Source organism: Mucilaginibacter sp. RCC_168 (assembly GCF_041355315.1).
Taxonomy (GTDB): domain Bacteria; phylum Bacteroidota; class Bacteroidia; order Sphingobacteriales; family Sphingobacteriaceae; genus Mucilaginibacter.
Genome location: NZ_JBFUPN010000009.1, coordinates 21,523 through 37,427 on the forward strand (window position 1 = coordinate 21,523; position 15,905 = coordinate 37,427).

A 15,905-nucleotide genomic window follows, 5' to 3' on the forward strand; every position below is an offset into this window, starting at 1 on the left:
TATAAAGCATTTACCGGTATATATTAGTTGCTTAAAATAGCCATCCGGTGGCTTTCATAAGCCATTTCTTTATTATACTTTAAAGTGAGCGATTTATTGTTCACCAGGTCAACAATTGTACCGATGAAACACAGGCCACAGGTTAACAGGTAAAGTATGCCCATACCTATCTGCCCTAAAACAAAACGATGTATCCCCGCAAAGCCAACAAAACCCAATAATGTAAAAATGAGTATTTCGTTAGCGTTTTTGCGCTTGCTGCTATAAACCATATAAAAATATTTTTTCTGGCTGTCGCTAAGTTCCCCGGTGGCTTGCTGCAAGAAACCCATTTCTTCGGGGCCCATATCAGCAAAGTTCATGTAGGGATCCTGGTGTATGTTCATGTTAACTAAGGTTTGTGGTGAGCGCTTTTTCAAAAATAAATATTTTATGCTATAAACCTATAGATGAAGCAAGGTAATTTATTGGCTACTTATGAGAACTGTTCAAATGGTGCATTTGAGAATCTGAAGGTCACTTTTTTGGAATAGATATATTTTCGCGTTCAGACGTAGGGGTAAATGATCATCCGGGTGTAATACGATTATGAAAGTATTAGTTACCGGAGCAACTGGTTTTATTGGCCAACAGCTTACCCAGGCGCTGGCCAACACCGGCCATGAGGTAAAAGCCTTGTGTCGCAATACCGATCATCCCTACCTGATCAGGCATCCGAACATCGAACCGGTGTTAGGCAATATTCTCTACAAACAAACATTGGCCAGGGCCATGGAAGGCTGTGAACAGGTTTACCACACTGCCGCCATGGCCAAAATGTGGTGCCGCAACCCCGATGACTATCATGAAACCAATGTTACCGGAACCCGAAACGTACTGCAAACAGCCCAAAATTGTAACGTGCAGAAAATAGTATATACTTCCACCTGCGGCGTATGGGGACCAACTATTAAACATCCCATGACCGAAATTGACCCGCGCATTACCGGTTTCCCGATAGCTTACGAGCGTACCAAATACCTGGCCGAACTGGAAGTGCAGAGTTTTGTAAAACAAGGTTTATCCGTAGTGATTGTGAACCCTTCACGGGTATATGGCGAAGGGCCGATAACGGATAGCAATACGGTTAGCAAAATGGTATCGGGTTATTTAAAGGGCACATGGCGTTTTATCCCTGGCAATGGCGAACAAGTTGCCAATTACGCTTTTTTGGATGATGTAGTTGCCGGACATATAGCCGCTATGAACAAGGGAGCCATTGGCGAACGCTACATTTTAGGTGGACATGATATCAGCTTTAATGACTTTTTTAAAACCCTGCAACAGGTATCGGGTAAGCAATTAAGCATGATCAGGATACCGCTAAAACTTATTCAGTTTTACAGTCGGTTGCAATGGCTCAAAACCATGCTTACAGGTATCCCCCCTGTCTTTTTACCTGAATTTGCCGATCGCCTTAAATATGATCAGAAATATAGCAGCGCCAAAGCGATAGAGCAACTAAGCTATAGCATAACCCCATTTGCCGAAGGCTTGAGTAAAACAGTTAACTATTTAAGTGGATCAACGAATAAGGATTATGAGATCAAGGACGAGATCAATAAGGATAAAATGAATCTTTTGGACGACATAAGCAACCATCAATCCGAACAATTATGCAGCAGCAATTAACAGCCATTGTAACCGGAGCCAGCGAGGGTCTTGGAAAATCATTTGCCATTGAATTAGCCAACCGGAACATTAACCTGGTGTTGGTGGCTTTACCAGGATCGGGGCTGCCCGAACTGGCATCCTTTATCCGCAAAAACTTCGCGGTGGCTGTTCATCCTTTAGAAATCGACTTAACCCATGCCGAAAGTTATGCTGAAATTTTTAGCCGATTAAAAGAGCAGCATATCACAGCGCACCTGCTTATCAATAATGCGGGGCTGGGCAATTGGTCGTGGTTTGAGGATAAAAACATTGCCTTTTATAAAATGCAGATAGAGCTGAATGTGATCACGCCTGTATTGCTTACCCGGCTGTTCCTGGCACAGGTCAATGCATCTGTTACTTCTTATATTTTAAACGTAGGTAGTTTAGGGGGCCTGTTCCTGGTACCCAAAAAGCAGGTGTACGGTGCTACCAAATCATTTATCCGGTATTTTACTAAATGTTTACAGCTGGAGCTATGTGGATCAAATGTAAGACTTAGCCTGCTGAGTCCCGGCGGCATTAACACTAAGCCCGAGCTGCTGGTGATGAATAATACCTTGAAAGGAATATCCAAAGCTACCATATTAGAACCCGAACAGGTTGCCCGCATAGCCATTGACGGATTGTTGAAAGGTAAAAAAGAGATCATCCCAGGAATGGTTAACCGATTACTTGTTCTATTGAACAGTTTGTTGCCGGCATATATAAAAGATAGTATCATCAAACGAAGATTAAACACTATTTTAGTATCCTGAATTGAATATGACCCTATCGTTACCTATATACAGGCTTATCAAAAATTTGCGCAGCTATTTTAATCGCACCAGCAATACCTGTGAGGTAATTGATGATGAGATCATTATTGTTAATTCGGGCAGCTTGCGCGGATTAATTCTGGAGTTTCATTACAATTTTTGCCAGGTAAAGATTCGGGGGCGGTTAAATCTCTGCATTGATATTACCCGCGATGTTTCTGTTGATGTGCTCATGCGGATACTGGCAAGCCACAATATCATTTCGAGCCCTCCGGTTGGATAAAAGATCAAAGACAAAAGGATAAAGGACCGATGAACGTCATTGGTTTCACATATGAAAAGAAAATCCTTGCTCTTTTATCCTTTTGTCCTTTGTCCCCCTAAGGGGCAAAATTTTTGTTACTTTTGTAGCTATTGCTATTTTATTTATGAGCGAAGAGAGATCACTGAATTTTTTAGAAGAAATTGTTGAAGAAGATATAGCTACCGGTAAAAACGGCGGCAGGGTATTAACCCGTTTTCCGCCTGAGCCTAATGGTTACTTACACATCGGGCATTCCAAATCTATTTGTCTTAATTTTGGGCTGGCGCAAAAATATAACGGCAAAACCAACCTCCGTTTTGACGATACCAACCCCACCAAAGAGGAGACAGAATACGTTGACAGTATCAAAGAAGATATTAAATGGCTTGGTTTTGAATGGGCCGAAGAACTATATGCTTCTGATTATTTTGATCAGCTGTATGAGTTTGCTGTAACCCTTATAAAAAATGACCTGGCTTATGTTGATGACAGTACTGCCGAGGAAATAGCCGCGCAAAAAGGAACACCAACCGAACCCGGTACACCCAACCAGTACCGCAGCCGCTCTGTTGAAGAAAACCTGCAACTATTTGCCGATATGAAAGCTGGTAAATACCCCGACGGCGCTAAAGTATTACGGGCCAAAATTGACCTGGCATCACCAAACATGCACCTCCGCGATCCATTGATGTATCGGATTAAACATGCACATCATCACCGCACTGGCGACAAATGGTGCATCTATCCGATGTATGATTTTGCCCATGGCGAATCAGACGCTATCGAAAAGATCACCCACTCTGTTTGTACGCTGGAGTTTGTGCCTCACCGCCCGTTATATGATTGGTTTATTGAAAAGCTCAATCTTTTCCCGTCAAAACAATACGAGTTTGCACGTTTAAACCTCAACTATACCGTAATGAGCAAGCGCAAGCTGCTGCAATTGGTGGAGGAAAAGCATGTAGAGGGATGGGATGATCCCCGGATGCCTACTATTAGTGGTTTGCGCCGTCGTGGTTATACACCTGCCAGTATCCGTGAATTTTGCGAGCGCATCGGCGTAGCCAAACGCGAAAACATGATCGACGTTGGTTTGCTGGAGTTCTGTATCCGCGAGGATCTGAACAAAACCGCCTGGCGCCGCATGGCTGTGCTTGATCCGATCAAGTGTATCCTGACCAACTATCCAGAAGGTGAAACCGAAATTATGCACGGTGAAAACAATCCTGAGGTTGAAGGGGGCGATGGCAGTCGCGAGTTTCCGTTTAGCCGCGAACTCTGGATAGAACGTGAAGACTTTATGGAAGAACCACCAAAGAAATTCTTCCGCCTGGGTGTAGGCCTAATGGTGCGTTTAAAAAACGCCTACATTGTCCGCTGCGACAGCTTTGTAAAAGATGCCGATGGCAACGTAACTGAGATTCACTGTACTTATCTGCCTGAATCAAAATCGGGTAATGATACCAGCGGTATCAACGTAAAGGGGACCATACACTGGGTGAGCGTGCCACATGCTAAAACGGCTGAAGTTAGGTTGTATGACCGTCTGTTCCAGGTGGAAGATCCATCTAACGAGGATGGCGACTTTAAAGATTACCTGAACCCGAACAGTTTGCAAATATTGCCCAAGGCCTATATTGAACCCGACTTAGCGAATGCAACACCGGGTAAAGCCATACAGTTTATGCGCAAAGGCTATTTTACTTTAGACAAATACTCCACTCCTGATCACCTGGTGTTTAACCGCACGGTGACCTTGAAAGATGGCTGGGTGAAGAAATAACCCCCCGGCCCCCTGAAGGGGGAGTTTTTGATTAGCATACTTGGCCCGGTTCTTTTAGAGCCGGGCTTTTTTTATTCCCACCATCAAGCCCATCAAAAGTTCCCCCTTCAGGGGGTTAGGGGGATTTTATTTTCTGGAGTAAGGGTATATGTCTATTAAGGTGTTCTATTTTTATGAAAAAGTTAACGCTATCCATCCTGTTGCTCATATTCTTGATGAGCTGTAAAACTCAACAAATATCCTTGGGCTTATCTGAGCAGAAATTTACCAGAGAACACCCTGCTGCAACACGTGTTGAACTCTCCATATACAGAACCGTTTACCTGGATAACCAGAGCACCGAATTTTATTATTTTAAAGACGAGAAATTATACAAAATGGACCATGGGTTTACACCCTATGGGGCCACAAAGCCTGTACCTACCCGATAGGCTCCACTGTCAAAGAGTTCCCCCTTCAGGGGGCTAATACTTTTTATATACGTTGTACAGGATATTCAGATCAAACTGGGTCATGGTTGGGGTTTCGTCGGTTTGCACAAAGTGACGTTTAAAGGCTACGATGGCGGCGGTAAGGTCGCGGGTATCATAACCGATGAGTTTAAGGGCGGTTGCATAATCGAAATTATCGGGTGGAACCTCCAACAGGTAATCGCGCCAGTAACCGAAGCCTTTTTCGGCCAGCAATTGCCAGGGGAAGAAAGGTCCGGGGTCGGGCTTACGTAGCGGGGCAATATCCTGGTGACCAATAAAATTACTTGTCGGGATGCCATAGGCCTTTTTAAGCTGCGTTAGCAGCGCCAGTAAGCTTTTCACCTGGATATCATTAAAAGGCTCATGACCATTGTTGTCGATCTCAATACCGATGGAGCAACTGTTCATATCGCTGATACTACCCCAGCGACTTACGCCGGCATGCCAGGCTCGCAGATAATCGTTCAGCATGTGGTATACTTTGCCGTCTTTAGCCACAACATAATGGGCGCTTACCTGCGGTTTTACGAGTGTGAATGTTTTAAGCGTTTGCTGTATAGAATCCTGCGCGGTAAAATGGATGATCACATAGTTGGGTTTACGCAGGTTAAAGTTCACCGTACCCACCCACTCGCCGGGAATATTGGCACCCGCGCTGTCCACCAGCATGGCGGGCTGCGTTTGCTCAATCACCCTCACCACCGAATCGGTTTTGTTGGTATATACCTTATTGGTTAAAGCATAAGGCCCCTTCGGCGAACAGGAACTCAAAGCCGCCAATGCGACTATGGAGAATATGGCGTAATGGTAGTTTTTCATGCGTGTTGCTAATGTAAGCAAATAACACACGGGGAGGGAAAGCGTTTTAGGTGATGGAGGGTTGAGTCAGGGAATTGTTACGTTGGCGAGGAATTGCTCAAGAGTTTGAGAGGTGGTTGGTTGTTCATTAGTATAGTCAATACTTTCAAACTCGTGCCAGCTTGGGTCAATTTCCGGGTCAAATTCACCTTGCTTTAAATCGGGCAAGTTCCATTGTTCGGTATAAAACCAAGTGCCATCAATAAGTTGTGAGTAGATCTTGTCTAACAACTCCGCTATATTGATGTCATTCGGATTCGCGAAGATTATGGAATGATGGTTTTTATAATTACAGCCGTCACGATAGAGGTAGTTGAGTTTGATGTTTGCCATGTGGCAATTTAATGGAATGATCGCGTGGTGACAATCGGATATAAGTGAAGTTATGCTCTGAAACGTTCGTTATGTGTTTTTAAAAAGTCAACATCGGGAAAGAATTTTTGAGGTTCAATTAATTGTTTACCATCATAATCAATAAAGTTATGTTTTATGCTTAGTATATCCTTGCTCTTTAAAAAGCTTGATGACACCTTAATCCTTAAATCTTCAGTAATGGTAATTAGGCCACTATCAAAAGCCTTGTCATGCAAGGTATTTAACGCCAAACCATTTTTAGGATTCAGGCGATTCCCTTTATCTTTGCTCCAGGGTAAAATATGACTTGCAACAAGTAGCTCCGATTGTTTAATACCAGTTATACAACATTGATTATTGAAATTGGTTAATACCATTTTACGAAAAAGCGATTGATTTACTCTTACAATTACTAATCGTTCTTTCTCCTTACCATCAACTTCAGATAAGTTATCAAGGTCGATATAATTTAACTTCTCAATTGTCGTGTGTTTCTTTTTGGCAAGCAACTTTTCACTTTCTATAAATTGCTCATCCCAATCATGCATGTATTCATTCCAGATCTGACTATCCAGCTTACTTGCATTTTCAAGCCCTCTAACCCCCCTTTGTTTCAATTTAGGATCAAAACTGGCAAAATTTCCCAATTTACGAGCTACTGCGCCTGACGACCGGCCAATCAGGTTTGCCAACTCTATAACATCCGCATTACGCGAGTGCATTTGGCCAAATGGGATTTTACAATATAAATTGATAGCTAAAATGGATTGCTCTTTAGTCCACAGCGTTTGACCTTCTTTCATGATTGGTTATCTTCTACCTTGAAAAATACATGTTTATATTGAGTATTTAACATCCGTTAATTGATGACTGAGAACGGCATATAAAATTTAAGATTACGGTCTATTCTTACTCCTCAAATTGGGCAAGTTCAGTGGGTTGATCAGTAGTCGGATAATGGGTAATCACTTTAATATGGAAGAATATTCCCCTCTACTCCAAATCCCCATTCCCAAAAGTATCACCCTGACTAACATCCCCCGTTTCGTAGCCTTTTTTAAACCAATACATGCGTTGGGCGCTGGTGCCGTGGGTAAAGCTGTCGGGTTCTATGTGGCCGGTGGCTTGTTTTTGCAGTCGGTCATCGCCGATGGCGTTGGCTGCGTTGAGGGCTTCTTCAATATCGCCTGGGTCCAGGACATTTTTGAGATTTTGTTCGTAGTGAGCCCATGCACCAGCATAAAAGTCGGCCTGTAACTCCAGTTTTACGGAGAGCTTGTTGTATGCCGTTTCGCTGAGGCGGTTACGGGCTTCGTCCATTTTGGCGGAGGTACCCAGCAGATTTTGTACATGGTGACCAACCTCGTGCGCTATTACGTAGGCCTGGGCAAAATCGCCGGCAGCGCCGAAGCGGTTTTGTAACTCGTCGTAAAAAGAAAGATCAATGTACACCTTAGCATCTGCCGGACAGTAAAACGGCCCGGTAGCTGCGCTGGCATTACCACAACCTGATTGTATGGCATCGGTAAACAACACCAGGCGCGGTTTCTCGTAGGTTTTACCCATATCACTAAAAATCTTTGTCCAGATATCTTCGGTATCGGCCAGCACCACACGTACAAAATGTTTTTGTTTGTCTTCGGGCGCATTAGGGTCTGTGGCACGCTGTTCGGTTTGCGGCTGACTATTGGTAGCCACCTGGTTAAGCAGCTGCGAGGTATCAACACCCGTAAAATAATAAATAGCCAGGACAATAATGCTTACTATACCGCCGCCCAATGCAAAGCGACCGCCACCGCCGCCGCTACCACGGTCGTCTTCTACATTATCGCTTTCGCGTCTGCCAAACCATTGCATATTGTTGTGATTAAAGTGTATAGTAAACTTAAATGTTTTAAGGATTGTTTGCAAGGGATAATGAATTATCACATGGACGCTGGGACCAGATGAGTTGATTAAACCCCTCCCTGTATTTACACTCAAGCCCACCACACCCCTCCCGTGGAGCTACTGTGTGGACACATCTTTTCAATGCACTAATAGTTAAAAAAAGCTGCTCCAGAGGAGCAAAATGTCGGTAGCAATAATAAAAGTTAACCTCTTTTAGTGCCATAGGTACTACACTAACCGACTTAGGGTCTATTAATGCATTATTATTTGCCCCACGAAGTTAAAAAGTGACGTACCTACGGCACGTAAAAATTTCTTTTGATCCTTCTTCTACCGACATTCAGCCCCTACAGGGCACATTAAAAGATGTGTCCACACAGTAGCCAAAGGAGAGGGATTTGAAAAAAGTCAACAAATAAAAACTACTAAATTAATAGACTTTTTATATATTAGTAAAAATATTATGAAATCACGTAGGGGTAAATCTTTAATATGTTGTAATAACTGTAGTTAACATCGCTAACAGTTGTTTCATTTCTATTAAATTTTACCATCATGATACCTGCTCTACTCATCTGGCTCTTCAAAAAATACCTGGCCCCGGCCCTAAAGGATAAACATATTACCCCTGTAACTTTTATTATACCCTTAAAAAAAGCGGCAACCCTGCTGGCGTTGCTTTGTTTTTCGTCGGGCTTACTGGCGCAGGAACAGATCACCAAATACAATGTACTGCACAGCGGTAAAGTGGTAGGGCGCATGGATCTGTATCAAAAACGCGAGGGTGATGATCTGTCGTTAAAAGTGATCTCGCAGGTAAAAATGCGTTTCATTATGAGCATCCAGGTAGATATTCATGAGGAATCTGTTTTTCAGAAAGGGAAGCTCATCAGTTCAACCATTTGCCGTAAAGTAAATGGCAAGGAGAAAGCTAACCGCCAAACCAAAGCCTGTGGTGATTGCTACCAGGCAATGACCGACGGTAAAAGCAAACAGCTCGATCAGAAATATATCGGCACAAACCTCATGTTGCTGTACTGCCATGAACCAAATGACAACGCGCAGATCTACTGCGACAATTTTCAACAGTTTTTGCAGGTAAAACAGGTGTCGCCACATGTGTATCGCATAGATCTGCCAGATGGTAATTATAATTTTTACTCATATACCAATGGTATTTGCAGCAAGGTTGATATTCACCACTCGCTGTACACTATTCAGATACAACTGGCCTGAATTTTACAATTACACCCCTCGCCTGTGAATTTGACCGCCAAACAAGCTATCTTTAACGCAAACTTTCACCCTTTTAAAGTGGAATATAGCGATAGCTCGGTTATTACTTTACTTAAGCAGGGCAGTCAAAAGGCCTTTGAATGGCTATTTAAAGAACACTTTAAAAGCTTGCATGCCTATGCGTACACGTTTTTAAAGGACGATGAAGTGGCCGAAGAAATTGTACAAAATGTATTTTGCCGGATCTGGGAAAAACGCGATAATCTTAAAACCGATGGTTCGCTCAAATCATACCTGTACCGGGCCGTGCATAACGAAAGTTTGAACTATTTAAAACACCAAAAGGTAAAGACCAACTTTGGCGTGTATTATGCCGGGCAATTGCAGCAAGACGAAGAAGAGCAGGCATCAACCAAAGTAATGACCGCCGAGCTTCAGCAACGTATCGACACGGCCATGAGCGAACTGCCGCAGCAATGTCGTACTATTTTTCAGCTCAGCCGCTTTGAGCAGCTTAAGTACCAGCAGATAGCCGATTACATGGGCCTTTCCATTAAAACAGTGGAGAACCAGATGGGTAAGGCCCTCCGAATAATGCGCCATAAACTGGCGGAGTTTTTACCGATCATTTTATTTTTATTAACCCGATGGCTGCATCATGAGTAATGCCAATATACATATGGATGATGATCTGCTGGTGAAATACCTGGCCGGCGAAGCTACGCCTGCCGAGCACCAACAGGTAGAGGATTGGGTGGCAGCCAGCGAAACCAATAAAAAACTTTTTGTCGATTTTAAACTGATCTGGGATCAGAGTCCGATAGCAGAGCGGGATGTGAATAAAGATGATGCTTTTATCCGTCTGCAAAAACGTATCAACAGCAATACTCCTGTCCCTCGCAACATGATGATCAAAAAACTGAGCCGCAAACAGTGGATAGGTATTGCCGCTTCAGTAATTTTAATTTGTACCGTACTCTGGTTAACCTTTAACCATATTTACGATAACGGTTCAGTTTCATTTGTGCGGATAGACAGTAAAGATAAAGTACATACCCAGTCCCTTCCCGATGGATCGGTGATCACCCTGAATACCCGTTCAACCATTGTGTATCCAGGTCGGTTTACCGGTAACATCCGCCCTGTAAGTTTAAGTGGCGAGGCTTTCTTTAAGGTAAGTCCCGATAAAACAAAACCGTTTATAATTAGGGTGAATGATGTAACGGTTAGGGTAGTTGGAACGTCATTCAATGTCAAAAGTCGCAATGGCAAAACCGAAGTGATTGTAGAAACCGGTATTGTGCAAGTAAGTAAAAAGCAAAACAGTGTCCACCTAAACCCTGGCGAGCAGGTAACAGTGACCAGAGAGCAGGGCTTATTAGCTAAACAACAGAGCAAGGGCAAACTGTACAACTATTACCTCACCGGGCAGCTGGTATGTGATAAAACCCCGTTAAGCGAGGTGGTGCAGGCCCTGAACGAAGTATACAATGCTCACATTGTGATAGCCAATAAATCACTGGAAAGTTTACCGATCACCACTACGTTCAAAGGCCAGTCGCTTAATGAAGTTTTGGACGTTATTAGCGGCACATTTAAGATCACGGTGGTTCGTAAAAACCAGCAGATCATTTTTAAATAACCAATTCCGATTTCGGAATTCGAATGTTCGATTTCGGATTGAAATAACTACAAGCAGGTAGCTAAATAATTAAAAAACTCAGTGGATTCGAGTTCAGAAAAATCCGAAATCGAACATCCCAATTCCGAAATTACCTTATGTACAGCTTGCACAGATATATCCTTTTCTTCCTGATCATATTTACACTTCCGGCTATTAGCCGGGCAACCGAAGGTGAATCTATCCTCGCCAAGAACATATCTGTCCATGTCAGCAACATGCGTTTAGGCACAGTGTTAAAAACTATCGAGCAAAAGGGAAATTTTACTTTTTCGTACAACAGCAATATCGTCAAAACAGATAGCCTGGTAACGCTGGATGCTGATAACTGGACCATAAAGGAAGTGCTCGACCGTATGCTCCTGAATCGTTTTGAGTATAAGGAAACGCGCAGTTTTGTGATCCTGCGCTACGCCCCCTTACAGCTATCCTTAATTACCGAAAAAGCCATTGCAGAAAATGACGAGTATAGCATCAGCGGTTTTGTAACCGACGATCGCAGCGGCAAAAAACTGGAAAATGCCAGTGTGTATGACCGCTCGCTGCTGCAGTCCACCCTTACCGGTAAGGATGGCCACTTTGAGCTTCGCCTTAAAAACAACGGCAAACCCGTAATGCTAACGGTAAGTAAGGAATATTACAGAGATACTACGGTCACTTTCCTCTCTGGTGTCACTGTAAACCCCAACCAATCGCAACTGGATGAGGATGGCTACATGGTGAGTAATGAGGATGACGGCATTGAGCACACCGCCCTTGGTCGCCTTTTCACATCAGCATCGCAAAAGATAAGGGCAGCCAATCTGCATGGCCTCATAGCGCAGGCTCCCTTCCAGGCATCGGCCATACCAGGTGTAAGCACCCATGCCGAATTTAGCGGTCAGGTAGTTAACTCGATTTCCCTGAACGCTGTTGGCGGTTATAATGCCGGGGCTGACGGTTTTGAACTGGGCCTTATTTTTAACCTGGATAAAGGCGACGTGGGCGCGGTACAAATAGCCGGCATATTCAACGTGGTAGGTGGTAATGTAAACGGGATACAGGTTGGGGGTTTGTACAATAATGTACTGGGCAGCGTTCGGGGGATACAGCTTTCGCTCCTGCATAACAGTGTAAAACGTGATCTGAACGGCATACAGGTGGCCGGCTTGTATAATCACACCCGGGGCTCGGTAAGGGGTATACAATTGGCCGCATTGGGAAATATCGCCGGGCAAAAATACAGCGGGGTGCAAGTGGCCGGACTTTTTAATTATACCCGCAACCTGCGCGGCGTACAATTGGGATTGATCAATATAGCCGATACCTCATCGGGTTACAGTATTGGATTGATCAATATTGTACGTTACGGCTATCATAAACTGGCCTTTTCATCCAACGAAACATTGAACGCCAACGTAGCCCTTAAAACAGGCAGTAAAAACCTGTACACCATGTGGATGGGAGGCCTTAGGGTAAACAACAATAATAAATTATACGCTTTCGGGCTTGGGTTTGGCCGCGAGCTGGGCATGGGCAAACATCTGGCCTTTAACCCCGAAATAAGTGAACAATATGTTTACCAGGGTAACTGGGCACGCACCAACCTGCTGGGCAAGCTTGATGCCGCTTTAACCTACCGTGTTGCCAAAGCGTTTTCTATCAATGCCGGACCCTTGCTTAACCTTTTTTATTCTGATCAGCGCAACCCAGTTAATGGATACGCCTATGTGAGGGACCTGCATCATAGCTTCATCAACAACAGCAATAGCTGGACCGGCTGGGTTGGCTGGACAGTAGGTGTGAGTTTTTTTTGATGGGATTAAATGATATCGAAAAACCTTTCTAAAAAGAGGCTGTCACCCTGAGCTCCGTCTAAGGGTAGAGCGCAGAGGCCTGCTCACCATGACACCCTTTCAAACATAGACATGACTACCCTAAACAAGCCAGTCATTTTGTTATAATTGGGTTTACATCGTTTTCACTTTTTGTCACTTTCCCCAATAAAAAGACCCGACTATGATAGCCGGGTCTTTTTAAACAATCAATTATTTAAATTTCACTTATTGCACCTGGAACATATTGTTAAAGTTTGTTCCGTCTGGATAGTAACCAGAAATAACCAAGTTACCGTTACGCAGGTTGGTGATGGCTTTATCAATATCAGCTACGCTGTTGATAGGCTGTTTATTGATGCTGGTAATCACTGATCCAACAGGGATCTCAAAATTATCAAACAAATGGCCTTGGCGCACCTGGGTTACCTTCACACCGGAGTTTACATGGAACTTGGCTTTTTCGGCACCGGTTAATGGCTGGAAACTTGCACCCAGTTTATTGAACAGTTCCTCGGCCGATTTTGAAACGGCGGCAGTACGGTTGGTTGGGGTGGCATCTGCTTTAAGTGTCACAGCAAATGTTTTCTCTTTACCATCGCGCAATACAGTTATGTTCAATTTATCACCAGGCTGCATACGGCCAACATGCTCCTGCAAATCGGATGATTCATATACAGGGGTACCTTCTACCTTGGTAATAATATCACCCTTTTTAATACCTGCCTGCTCAGCACCGCCACCAGATACCACATCGTTCACATATAGACCATTGGTGTTAGAGATGCTTAGTTTTTGGGCCACATCAGGATTAAGCTCGGTAAAGCTTACACCTACAAATCCTCGTTTTACGGTACCGTACTTTTTAATATCGTTCAATACCTTTTTGGCCAGGTTAACAGGGATAGCAAATCCGTAACCTTCATATGAACCAGTGTGTGATGCGATAGCCGCATTAATACCCACCAGCTCGCCTTTGGTATTTACCAGGGCGCCACCGCTGTTACCCGGATTAATAGCCGCATCTGTTTGGATGAACGATTCGATCGCTTTATTCAGTTTCGGAGCGCTCTGCAGATTACGTGTACGACCAAACGGATTATCGTCATCGCCATTATCCTGGCTGCCAATAATACCTATATTACGGCCTTTAGCACTCACAATACCAGCGGTAACAGTAGATGTTAAGTTAAACGGGTTGCCTACGGCCAGTACCCACTCACCTACCCTAACTTCATCAGAGTTACCCAATTTAACAATAGGCAGGTCGTTCGCGCTAATCTTGATCAACGCCAGATCGGTGCTTGGGTCTGTACCAATCACTTTAGCCTGAAAAGTACGGTGATCATTGGTGGCTACTGTAATTTTATCAGCCTTTTCAACCACGTGGTTATTGGTAACAATATAGCCATCGGGCGAAATAATAACGCCTGAGCCAGATGCCATTTGCGGACCGCGTTGTGGCATACGCTGACCAAACATATCACCAAACATTTGCTCCATCATATCCTGACTACCGCCCGATTGGCTGCTGTACGTAGTACGGATATATACTACCGCCGGGGTTGCTGCTGCTGCTGCCTCTGTAAAATCAAGCGACCCGGTTGATGATACTACCGGCGCCATTTTATTGCTTGTAAAATATACCTTTTGCTTTTCCTCAAAGCTCATGTTATCGGAGTATTTGTTCTCGATAACCTTATATGCGCCTAAAGCAAGTGCACCTCCCACAAAAGCGGTTAATAGTGTTAAACCTATCTTTTTCATTTATATTTGCCTTTCTTTATTTTGTTTATATAATTTAACAACTCAAATTTAATACCATATAGACTACATAGTCAACCATTAGTTAAAGAGTTTTTTGTTAAAATTTGTTAAATTGAAAATACCGGACCAGTTAATTGCGGTTTAAAGTTTGAACTACCTTAAGTAGCTGATATTAAATGACATTATTGTGAATATACGATTTTATAAATACCAGGGCGCCGGCAATGATTTTATACTGGTTGATAACCGCGAAAACAAGATAGATCATTCCAACCCCAAGCTAATCTCAAGCCTGTGCAACCGCCGTTTTGGTATCGGTGGCGATGGTATGATGTTCCTGCAAAATAAGGAAAGTTTTGATTTTGAGATGGTTTATTATAACGCCGATGGAGCGCCCAGCAGCATGTGCGGTAATGGAGGACGTTGCATTGTTGCTTTCGCTAAGTTTTTGGGCATCATTAATAACGAAACTGAATTTTTGGCGGTTGACGGACCGCACCATGCCAAAATTTCAGACAGTGGCGATTGGGTGAGTCTGCAAATGATCAATGTTGATCAGATCAATACCGATAACGATGCCTATGTGCTGAATACCGGCTCGCCCCATTACGTAAAACAAGTAGAAGATCTGGAGCACCGCGATGTATACCAGGAAGGTAAAGCTATCCGCAATAATGCTATCTATCGTGAAAAAGGCATCAACGTTAATTTTGTGGAACCCACCGGCGATGGCTATTTTGTACGCACTTTTGAACGCGGGGTTGAAGACGAAACCTTTGCCTGTGGAACAGGTGTTACAGCCGTAGCCCTGGCTATGGCCAGTCATAACCAAAAAACCGGGCACATCACCACCCCAATCAAAGTTTTAGGCGGCGATTTGAACATCCGTTTTAACTACGACGGAAAAGTATTTACCGATATTTTTTTAGAAGGCCCCGCTGTGCAGGTATTTAGCGGCGAAGTGAGCCCCCAAACCCCCTAAAGGGGGAGCTTTTGAAATTCCTGATGCTCTGCTATCATTGCAGAGCATTTTTTTTGCCCATTTATTAGACAACCTTGCTAATTAAAAGTCCCCCCTTTAGGGGGTTAGGGGGTAAAAAAATAAAAGCCCCCCAGACTTGCTCCGGGGGACTTTCAACCTAAACCTTATCACAATTAAACTGGTAAGTTTACCAGTTCATGTAAGGTTATACAATTACTATACCAAAATTGTCGATGGTTGTAAATTTTATGATTATGTAATTCAGATACCTTAGCAATGTTCAAAATCTGATACATAGATTACATAACTGACT

General features: G+C 43.6%; 16 protein-coding genes. 10 read left to right on the forward strand and 6 right to left on the reverse strand.

From position 1 onward, the window contains the following. Positions 1 to 23 precede the first annotated feature (23 nt). The gene (locus AB6735_RS09855; RefSeq protein WP_370995758.1) at positions 24 to 386 is read right to left on the reverse strand and encodes a TM2 domain-containing protein; all 363 of its coding nucleotides are present in this window, start codon (positions 384 to 386) and stop codon (positions 24 to 26) included. 202 nt (positions 387 to 588) lie between these two features. Here AB6735_RS09855 and AB6735_RS09860 point away from each other — a divergent pair, with 202 nt between their 5' ends. The 5 genes from AB6735_RS09860 to AB6735_RS09880 all read left to right on the forward strand — a co-directional run bounded on the left by AB6735_RS09860 (position 589) and on the right by AB6735_RS09880 (position 4,968). Further along, a complete protein-coding gene (locus AB6735_RS09860; protein ID WP_370995759.1) occupies positions 589 to 1,671 on the forward strand; it encodes an NAD-dependent epimerase/dehydratase family protein in 1,083 nt (360 codons plus the stop codon). After that, positions 1,656 to 2,450: an SDR family NAD(P)-dependent oxidoreductase gene (locus tag AB6735_RS09865; protein ID WP_370995760.1), complete on the forward strand. Its 795-nt coding sequence runs from the start codon at positions 1,656 to 1,658 to the stop codon at positions 2,448 to 2,450. The genes AB6735_RS09860 and AB6735_RS09865 overlap by 16 nt, the downstream gene beginning before the upstream one ends. Positions 2,451 to 2,457: 7 nt before the next feature. Then, positions 2,458 to 2,733, forward strand: coding sequence for a hypothetical protein (locus tag AB6735_RS09870; RefSeq protein WP_370995761.1), 276 nt, complete (start codon positions 2,458 to 2,460; stop codon positions 2,731 to 2,733). Between the two features lie 145 nt (positions 2,734 to 2,878). After that, positions 2,879 to 4,537 (forward strand): glutamine--tRNA ligase/YqeY domain fusion protein, encoded by a 1,659-nt coding sequence (locus tag AB6735_RS09875; protein WP_370995762.1) that lies wholly within the window; start codon positions 2,879 to 2,881, stop codon positions 4,535 to 4,537. A 173-nt stretch (positions 4,538 to 4,710) separates the two neighbouring features. Continuing rightward, positions 4,711 to 4,968 (forward strand): hypothetical protein, encoded by a 258-nt coding sequence (locus tag AB6735_RS09880; protein ID WP_370995763.1) that lies wholly within the window; start codon positions 4,711 to 4,713, stop codon positions 4,966 to 4,968. Positions 4,969 to 5,001: 33 nt separating this feature from the next. Here the strand turns inward: AB6735_RS09880 and AB6735_RS09885 are convergent, their stop codons facing one another. The 4 genes from AB6735_RS09885 to AB6735_RS09900 all read right to left on the reverse strand — a co-directional run bounded on the left by AB6735_RS09885 (position 5,002) and on the right by AB6735_RS09900 (position 8,079). Further along, the gene (locus AB6735_RS09885) at positions 5,002 to 5,829 is read right to left on the reverse strand and encodes an N-acetylmuramoyl-L-alanine amidase (RefSeq protein WP_370995764.1); all 828 of its coding nucleotides are present in this window, start codon (positions 5,827 to 5,829) and stop codon (positions 5,002 to 5,004) included. Positions 5,830 to 5,895: 66 nt separating this feature from the next. After that, on the reverse strand, positions 5,896 to 6,201 hold the full coding sequence (locus AB6735_RS09890) for a hypothetical protein (RefSeq protein ID WP_370995765.1): 306 nt from the start codon (positions 6,199 to 6,201) through the stop codon (positions 5,896 to 5,898). Positions 6,202 to 6,251: 50 nt separating this feature from the next. Further along, positions 6,252 to 7,025: an HNH endonuclease gene (locus AB6735_RS09895; protein WP_370995766.1), complete on the reverse strand. Its 774-nt coding sequence runs from the start codon at positions 7,023 to 7,025 to the stop codon at positions 6,252 to 6,254. 190 nt (positions 7,026 to 7,215) lie between these two features. Then, positions 7,216 to 8,079, reverse strand: coding sequence for a neutral zinc metallopeptidase (locus AB6735_RS09900; protein WP_370995767.1), 864 nt, complete (start codon positions 8,077 to 8,079; stop codon positions 7,216 to 7,218). 588 nt (positions 8,080 to 8,667) lie between these two features. Between AB6735_RS09900 and AB6735_RS09905 the strand changes: the two genes are divergently transcribed. The 4 genes from AB6735_RS09905 (at position 8,668) to AB6735_RS09920 (ending at position 12,825) form a co-directional block, all read left to right on the forward strand. Then, entirely contained in the window at positions 8,668 to 9,348 is a 681-nt protein-coding gene (locus tag AB6735_RS09905; protein ID WP_370995768.1) for a DUF6134 family protein, read from the forward strand. A gap of 24 nt (positions 9,349 to 9,372) precedes the next feature. After that, positions 9,373 to 10,014, forward strand: coding sequence for an RNA polymerase sigma-70 factor (locus AB6735_RS09910; RefSeq protein ID WP_370995769.1), 642 nt, complete (start codon positions 9,373 to 9,375; stop codon positions 10,012 to 10,014). Further along, positions 10,007 to 10,990: a FecR family protein gene (locus AB6735_RS09915; protein WP_370995770.1), complete on the forward strand. Its 984-nt coding sequence runs from the start codon at positions 10,007 to 10,009 to the stop codon at positions 10,988 to 10,990. Before AB6735_RS09910 ends, AB6735_RS09915 begins: the two co-directional genes overlap by 8 nt. Positions 10,991 to 11,127: 137 nt before the next feature. Beyond that, positions 11,128 to 12,825, forward strand: a complete 1,698-nt coding sequence (locus tag AB6735_RS09920) for a hypothetical protein (protein WP_370995771.1) — start codon at positions 11,128 to 11,130, stop codon at positions 12,823 to 12,825. 246 nt (positions 12,826 to 13,071) lie between these two features. Here the strand turns inward: AB6735_RS09920 and AB6735_RS09925 are convergent, their stop codons facing one another. Next, positions 13,072 to 14,610, reverse strand: coding sequence for a Do family serine endopeptidase (locus AB6735_RS09925; protein ID WP_370995772.1), 1,539 nt, complete (start codon positions 14,608 to 14,610; stop codon positions 13,072 to 13,074). A 187-nt stretch (positions 14,611 to 14,797) separates the two neighbouring features. Between AB6735_RS09925 and dapF the strand changes: the two genes are divergently transcribed. Then, positions 14,798 to 15,592, forward strand: a complete 795-nt coding sequence (dapF, locus tag AB6735_RS09930; protein ID WP_370995773.1) for a diaminopimelate epimerase — start codon at positions 14,798 to 14,800, stop codon at positions 15,590 to 15,592. The last annotated feature ends 313 nt before the right edge of the window (positions 15,593 to 15,905 follow it).

What these genes read in the sequence shown, in the direction of transcription:
- AB6735_RS09855 (WP_370995758.1), bottom strand. Translation starts at nt 386, where the DNA reads ATGAACATACACCAGGATCCCTACATGAACTTTGCTGATATGGGCCCC.
- AB6735_RS09860 (WP_370995759.1), top strand. Translation starts at nt 589, where the DNA reads ATGAAAGTATTAGTTACCGGAGCAACTGGTTTTATTGGCCAACAGCTT.
- AB6735_RS09865 (WP_370995760.1), top strand. Translation starts at nt 1,656, where the DNA reads ATGCAGCAGCAATTAACAGCCATTGTAACCGGAGCCAGCGAGGGTCTT.
- AB6735_RS09870 (WP_370995761.1), top strand. Translation starts at nt 2,458, where the DNA reads ATGACCCTATCGTTACCTATATACAGGCTTATCAAAAATTTGCGCAGC.
- AB6735_RS09875 (WP_370995762.1), top strand. Translation starts at nt 2,879, where the DNA reads ATGAGCGAAGAGAGATCACTGAATTTTTTAGAAGAAATTGTTGAAGAA.
- AB6735_RS09880 (WP_370995763.1), top strand. Translation starts at nt 4,711, where the DNA reads ATGAAAAAGTTAACGCTATCCATCCTGTTGCTCATATTCTTGATGAGC.
- AB6735_RS09885 (WP_370995764.1), bottom strand. Translation starts at nt 5,829, where the DNA reads ATGAAAAACTACCATTACGCCATATTCTCCATAGTCGCATTGGCGGCT.
- AB6735_RS09890 (WP_370995765.1), bottom strand. Translation starts at nt 6,201, where the DNA reads ATGGCAAACATCAAACTCAACTACCTCTATCGTGACGGCTGTAATTAT.
- AB6735_RS09895 (WP_370995766.1), bottom strand. Translation starts at nt 7,025, where the DNA reads ATGAAAGAAGGTCAAACGCTGTGGACTAAAGAGCAATCCATTTTAGCT.
- AB6735_RS09900 (WP_370995767.1), bottom strand. Translation starts at nt 8,079, where the DNA reads ATGCAATGGTTTGGCAGACGCGAAAGCGATAATGTAGAAGACGACCGT.
- AB6735_RS09905 (WP_370995768.1), top strand. Translation starts at nt 8,668, where the DNA reads ATGATACCTGCTCTACTCATCTGGCTCTTCAAAAAATACCTGGCCCCG.
- AB6735_RS09915 (WP_370995770.1), top strand. Translation starts at nt 10,007, where the DNA reads ATGAGTAATGCCAATATACATATGGATGATGATCTGCTGGTGAAATAC.
- AB6735_RS09920 (WP_370995771.1), top strand. Translation starts at nt 11,128, where the DNA reads ATGTACAGCTTGCACAGATATATCCTTTTCTTCCTGATCATATTTACA.
- AB6735_RS09925 (WP_370995772.1), bottom strand. Translation starts at nt 14,610, where the DNA reads ATGAAAAAGATAGGTTTAACACTATTAACCGCTTTTGTGGGAGGTGCA.